General features: G+C 68.1%; 9 protein-coding genes. 8 read left to right on the forward strand and 1 reads right to left on the reverse strand.

What is annotated here, in order from left to right:
• Positions 1 to 298: 298 nt before the first annotated feature.
• From ACFONC_RS07280 to ACFONC_RS07315, 8 genes are read left to right on the forward strand one after another with little or no spacing between them, the layout of a single operon-like run.
• Entirely contained in the window at positions 299 to 1177 is an 879-nt protein-coding gene (locus ACFONC_RS07280; RefSeq protein ID WP_386743038.1) for an SPFH domain-containing protein, read from the forward strand.
• Between the two features lie 10 nt (positions 1178 to 1187).
• A complete protein-coding gene (locus ACFONC_RS07285) occupies positions 1188 to 1508 on the forward strand; it encodes a hypothetical protein (protein WP_386743039.1) in 321 nt (106 codons plus the stop codon).
• Positions 1505 to 1696: an Arc family DNA binding domain-containing protein gene (locus ACFONC_RS07290; RefSeq protein WP_386743040.1), complete on the forward strand. Its 192-nt coding sequence runs from the start codon at positions 1505 to 1507 to the stop codon at positions 1694 to 1696. Before ACFONC_RS07285 ends, ACFONC_RS07290 begins: the two co-directional genes overlap by 4 nt.
• Positions 1693 to 1872 (forward strand): DUF4177 domain-containing protein, encoded by a 180-nt coding sequence (locus tag ACFONC_RS07295; RefSeq protein WP_386743041.1) that lies wholly within the window; start codon positions 1693 to 1695, stop codon positions 1870 to 1872. Before ACFONC_RS07290 ends, ACFONC_RS07295 begins: the two co-directional genes overlap by 4 nt.
• Before the next feature lies 1 nt (position 1873).
• Positions 1874 to 3208 carry an alpha/beta hydrolase gene (locus ACFONC_RS07300; protein ID WP_386743042.1) on the forward strand — a complete coding sequence of 445 codons (1335 nt, stop codon included), beginning with the start codon at positions 1874 to 1876 and terminating at the stop codon, positions 3206 to 3208.
• A gap of 25 nt (positions 3209 to 3233) precedes the next feature.
• A complete protein-coding gene (locus tag ACFONC_RS07305; RefSeq protein WP_386743043.1) occupies positions 3234 to 3359 on the forward strand; it encodes a hypothetical protein in 126 nt (41 codons plus the stop codon).
• A gap of 7 nt (positions 3360 to 3366) precedes the next feature.
• A complete protein-coding gene (locus ACFONC_RS07310; protein WP_386743044.1) occupies positions 3367 to 3954 on the forward strand; it encodes a hypothetical protein in 588 nt (195 codons plus the stop codon).
• Positions 3955 to 3963: 9 nt separating this feature from the next.
• Entirely contained in the window at positions 3964 to 4764 is an 801-nt protein-coding gene (locus ACFONC_RS07315; protein ID WP_386743045.1) for a M15 family metallopeptidase, read from the forward strand.
• 15 nt (positions 4765 to 4779) lie between these two features.
• Here the strand turns inward: ACFONC_RS07315 and ACFONC_RS07320 are convergent, their stop codons facing one another.
• On the reverse strand, positions 4780 to 5778 hold the full coding sequence (locus ACFONC_RS07320; RefSeq protein ID WP_386743087.1) for an integron integrase: 999 nt from the start codon (positions 5776 to 5778) through the stop codon (positions 4780 to 4782).
• Between the last annotated feature and the right edge of the window lie 222 nt (positions 5779 to 6000).

Below are 6000 nucleotides of genomic sequence, written 5' to 3' on the forward strand. Positions count from 1 at the left end.
CCGACCCGCGGCTCGCCGACCCTGATCTTGCGGAAGCGCTTCAGCCGCGAGCTCCTGCCCTGGCCCCTCCCCCTGCGAAGGCAGGGGGAGGCTGGAGGGGGTTGCGTCGGATCCGGTGCAACTGTCCGCAAGCCACGCGCGAGCCCACGCAACCCCTCCCCAACCCTCCCCTGCCTTCGCAGGGGAGGGAGTAAAAGCTCACGGCTGAAGCCGCTCCCACAAGGGTATGACGGACTTGCAAATATGATATCAATTTGATATCAATTACTCGCCCAATGGGGGACACAAGAGGCCCGTCATGAAAGAGAACCCGATTCGCTCCCTTCCCGGCATTCCCGTGCTGCTCGGCGCCTTGGTGGCCGCCGCCGCCGCGGCCTGGCTGTTCTTCAGCGGCGTCGGCGCGTTCGGCGCGACCGGCTCGCCGCTGGAGCGGGTCATCGCCAGCGCGGTGCTGGCGGCCCTGGCCGTGTTCGGCCTGGTCGGCCTGTACAAGGTCGAGCCCAACCAGTCCGCGGTGCTGAGCCTGTTCGGCAAGTACGTGGGCACGGTCAAGGACAACGGCCTGCGCTGGAACAACCCCTTCTTCGCCAAGCGCAAGGTGTCGATGCGGGTGCGCAACTTCGAAAGCGGCCGGCTCAAGGTCAACGAGCTCGACGGCAGCCCGATCGAGATCGCGGCGGTGATCGTGTGGCAGGTCGTGGATTCGGCCGAGGCGGTCTACAACGTCGACGACTACGAGAGCTTCGTCCACATCCAGTCCGAGTCCGCGCTGCGCGCGATGGCCACCAGCTACCCGTACGACCAGCACGAGGAAGGCCAGCTCGCGCTGCGCAGCCACGCCACCGAGATCAGCGAGCACCTGCGCGAGGAACTGGCCGAGCGCCTGTCCGACGCCGGCGTACGCGTGATCGACGCACGCATCAGCCACCTGGCGTACGCGCCGGAAATCGCCCAGGCGATGCTGCAGCGGCAGCAGGCCAACGCGATCATCGCCGCGCGCACGCGCATTGTCGCCGGCGCGGTGGGCATGGTCGAAATGGCGCTCGACGAACTGCAGAAGAACGGCGTGGTCGAGCTCGACGAGGAGCGCAAGGCCAACATGGTCAGCAACCTGCTGGTGGTGCTGTGCAGCGACCGCGCCACCCAGCCGGTCGTCAATGCCGGCTCGCTGTACTGAGGACGCGGCCATGGGCGACGTCAACCTTGCCGCCATCGTGTTCGCGCTGTCGAGCCTGCCGGCGTTCGCGATCGCATGGATGCTGCGGCGCGAGCCGAAAGGCGCGCCACGCAGCACCGACAAGGCGCGGCTCGACCGCAGGATTGCGTGGCTGATGGAGACGGCCGGCGTGATCGGCCTGGCCGCCGCCGCGGGCCTGTGGTGGGCGGGCGACGACCGTGGCCGCGCCGCCATGGTCGTGGTGGCGATGGCAGTGCTCGTCAACGCGATGGTCATCGCGGTGCTGTTCTCGATCTTCGCCGCCCGACGCAAGGCGCGGAACCGCCCGTGAGCGCGAAGAAGGCCTACCCGCTGCGCATCAACGCCGACGTACTCGCCGCCGCGCAGCGCTGGGCGGACGACGAACTGCGCAGCCTCAACGCCCAGATCGAGTACGTGCTGCGCGAATCCCTGCGCAAGGCCGGCCGCCTGCCGAAGAATGACGCCCCCGCAACAGGAAAGAAGGAAAACCAAACATGAGCAAACGCTGGCAGTACAAGGTAGTGGAACTGCCGTACCAGATGTTCGGCGGCAAGCTCAACGACCGCGCGCAGGCGGAACTCGACAAGCTCGGCGCGCAGGGCTGGGAGCTGGTCTCCACCGTGCAGTCGCACTATGCGGATGCCCTGCGCCTGTTCCTCAAGAAGGAGAACTGAGATGCGACACCTGCAATCGTTGCTGTTGATGCTGCTGCTGTGCCTGCCGGCGGCGATGCCGGCGATGGCGGTCGAAGGCGACGCCGACGCCGTGGCGATCGCCACCCGCCTGCTCGACCACATGCAGGCTGGCGAGTACGAAGCTGCCACGACCGACTTCTCGCCGCAGATGAAGGACGCCCTGGGCGTCGACAAGCTCGCCGCGGTGCAGGCTCAGCTCGCCGCCGCCGGGGCGGAGACCGGCCGCGACGAGCCAGTGGTCTCCAGGCAGTCCGGCATGACGGTCGTGGTCGTCCGCATCCATCGCGAACACGCCGACATCGATGCCACCATCGCCATCGACGCCGAAGGCAAGGTTGCGGGCCTGCACTACGCGCCCGCCGCGGAACCTGCCGCCGCCGCGCCGGCGGTGGACGCCGATGCCGCCTACGTCGAAAGCGACTTCACCGTCGGCAGCGGCGAACACGCCCTGCCCGGCACGCTGGCGATGCCGAAGGACACCGGCGCCGGCGTGCCCGCGGTCGTGCTCGTGCACGGCTCGGGCCCGCAGGACCGCGACGAGAGCATCGGCCCGAACAAGCCCTTCATGGACATCGCGCGCGGCCTCGCCGCGCAGGGCATCGCGGCGCTGCGCTACGACAAGCGCAGCAAGGCACGCCCGCAGGACTACGCCGACGGCAGCGTCACCATCGACAGTGAAACCACCAATGACGCCGTGTTCGCGGTCGCCGCGCTGCGAGAGGCGCCGGGCATCGACCCGTCGCGTGTCTACGTGCTCGGCCACAGCCAGGGCGCGATGATGGCGCCGCGGATCGCAGCCCGGTCCGGCCATGTCGCCGGCCTGGTATTGCTGGCCGCGCCCGCACGGCCGCTGCTGGACATCCTGGTCGAACAGAACATCCGCCTGGCCGTACTCGACGACGCGCACACCAGCGACGAGGAAGCCGCCGCGATCGCGAAGCTCAAGGGCCAGGTGGCGGCCATCCGCGCCGGCGGCGACATCGCCGACGCCGACACCCCGCTGCACCAGCCCCTCGCCTACTGGCGCAGCACCGAGACGGTTGACCCGGTAGCCGAGGCCAAGGCAGTCGGACTGCCGATGCTGGTGCTGCAGGGCGCACAGGACATCCAGGTGGTGGACGCCGACTGGCAGCGCTGGAAGGCCGGTTTCCACGACGACCCGCAGGTCGAATTCAAGCTGTACCCGACGCTCAACCACCTCGGCATGGCGGTCGAAGGCGAGCCGGGCCCGTCGCAGTACGAGCAGCCCGGCCACGTCGACCCGACGCTGATCGCGGACGTGGCCGAATGGATCCACGCGCAGGACGCACGCTGAGCGCCAGCCAACGCGGAGACTCGCCATGCTGCACATCGCCGGACTGATCGAACGTCGTTTTCCCGACCTGCCGATGAATCCGGCCAAGGTCCTGCTCGCGGCGTCCGCGCTGCTTGCCGCGGCGGGCATCACACTCGCTGCCCTGCGCTGAGGCCGCCATGCAATCCCAGCCCCCCTGGCAGTTGGAACCGGTTTCCGCCACCGCGCGGCTATGGCTGCTTGCGCTGGCCGTGCTCCTGCCGATGGGTATCGTCGCCGGCTCCCTCGTCTTCACAATCAACGACCCGGCGCCCAAGCGACTCATCGGCGACAGCGAATGGCTGACGATCCTGATCATCGTCGGCGGCACCCTGCTCCTCTGTCTGGCCATCCATTGGGTCATCAGCCGCGCCATGCGCCGGCATGACATCACGCTCGACGACGACGGACTGGCAGTCAGGACCACGTTCTACAGCCGCAAGCTGGGCTGGAGCGAACTGCAGCTGCCACAGGCGCGCGTGGTCGACCTCGACGAGCACACGGAGCTCAAGCCAATGCTCAAGACCAACGGCACCAGCCTTCCGGGCCTGCGCAGCGGCTGGTTCAGGCTGCGCAACCGCCACAAGGCGCTGGTGGCGATGGGTAGCGGCCCGCGCGTGCTTTACCTGCCGACCACGCAGGGCTACGACCTGCTGCTGCAAGCGCGCCAGCCACAGGCGCTGCTGGAGCGGCTTCGGGAACTGGCACCGCCCGCCACGCGCCGCTAACCTGCGCGCATGCGCGGTCAGGCCCAGCTGCTGGTCAACACGCCGGAGATCGAACTCTGGCCCGGCGGCCTGCTGCGCGCGCGCAGCAACCGCGACGCCCGCGCGCTCGCCCGTGCCCGCCACGTGCTGCGACGCAAGCGCGACGGTCGCTACCTGGCCGCCGACCTGCCCGAAGGCCTGCTGCCGCTGGTCCCGCACCTGCCGCGCGAGCCCGGCATCGACGACGCACTGCGCGCACTCGAGTTCGCCCCGGCGCATGCACGCCCTGGCATCGACGTCATCCCCACCCTGCCCCTGCACCGGCTGGAAACACGCCTGGACCGGCTCGGCATCGACCCGGCCGGCTACGCTGAACGCACCGGCCTGGCGCTCGTCGCCGAACCGGCATGGCTGGCCTTCGCCGGGCCCGACCGATTCGGTCGCCCGCTGTGGCTGCACGTCGACGCCATGCGCGCCTGGCGCAACCTGCGCGACGCCGCGCTGCGCGACGGCCTCGTGCTCGAATCCATTTCCGGCTACCGCAGCCATGACTACCAACTCGGTATCTTCGAGCGCAAGCGCGCGCGCGGCCAGGACGTGGACGACATCCTCACTGTCAACGCCGCGCCCGGCTACTCCGAACACCATTCGGGCCTCGCGCTCGACATCGGCACGCCGGGCGAACCGTCCGCGGAAGAGTCGTTCGAAGGCACGCCCGCGTTCGACTGGCTTTGCCGCCACGCCGGCAAACACGGGTTCACCATGAGCTACCCGCGCGACAATCCGCACGGCATCGTCTACGAGCCGTGGCACTGGCGCTTCTCGCGCTGACCCGCCTGCCGATGGCTATCTGTCGAGCGGGCTGAGCACCGCACCGGCACCGCGGCCCAGCACATGGGTGTAGATCTGCGTCGTCGCCAGGTCCTTGTGGCCAAGCAGTTCCTGCACGGTGCGGATGTCGTGGCCGGCTTCGAGCAGGTGCGTGGCGAACGAATGGCGCAGCGTGTGGCAAGTGGCCGGCTTGTCGATCGCAGCAAGCTTCCTTGCCGCACGCACGGCGCGCTGCAGCACGCTGTCATCGACATGATGCCGCCGCGTTTTCCCCGAACGCGGATCGACCGAAAGCAGCGGCGAGAAGAACACGTACTGCCAGCCCGTCTCGCGCGCCGCATTTGGATACTTGCGCGCCAGCGCATGCGGCAACCAGACTTCACCAAGGCCTTCCGCCAGGTCCGCCGCATGCTGCATGCAGGTGCGTTCGATGGCTGCCTGCAATGGTTCGCGCAAACGCAGCGGCAAGGGCACCCGCCTGTCCTTGCTGCCTTTCCCGTTGCGCACCACGATCTCGCCGCGCTCGAAGTCGACATCCTTCACCCGCAGGCGGATGCACTCCGTCAATCGCATCCCGGTGCCGTACAGCAGCGCCGCCATCAACCAGGCCGGCCCCTCCATCGCCGCCAGCAACCGCGCCACCTCCTCACGCGAGAGCACCGCCGGAATCCGCCGGGGTCGCTTCGCACGCACCACCGACTCCATCCACGGAAGCTCCACTTTCAGGACTTCGCGGTAGAGGAACAGCAGAGCAGCCAACGCCTGGTTCTGCGTCCCGGCCGCCACGTTCCTCTTCGTAGCCAGCACGGTCAGGAACGCCTCGACCTCCCGTTCTCCCATTCCCCGCGGATGGCGCTTGCCATTGGCCAGGATAAAGCGCCGGATCCAGCCCACGTACGCCTGCTCCGTACGCAGGCTGTAATGCTTCACCCGCAACCGCTGCCGCACCTGGTCAAGCAGCTTCGGCGGCGCCATCTTCCCCGTTACACCCTCCCGATCATCCCTGTAACGCATCGCCTTCTCCGTGGCCTGATAACCACCCAAGATTGCGCGATCCAGCGATGCGGCTCCATCATCCAAACCATTGGTTTGATGTAGGATTTTTCCGATTGGCAACGCTCTCATCCAAGGGCATACTCGGTGCAACGCCTCTTTCGAGGGGTCGAATAGTTGTTAGGCGGCAGTTGAGATTGGAGGCACGGTGACAGAAGATCGCCCGAGCGGCTTCGGATTCTG

This window comes from Luteimonas soli (genome assembly GCF_042648865.1).
Classification (GTDB): Bacteria; Pseudomonadota; Gammaproteobacteria; order Xanthomonadales; family Xanthomonadaceae; genus Luteimonas; species Luteimonas soli.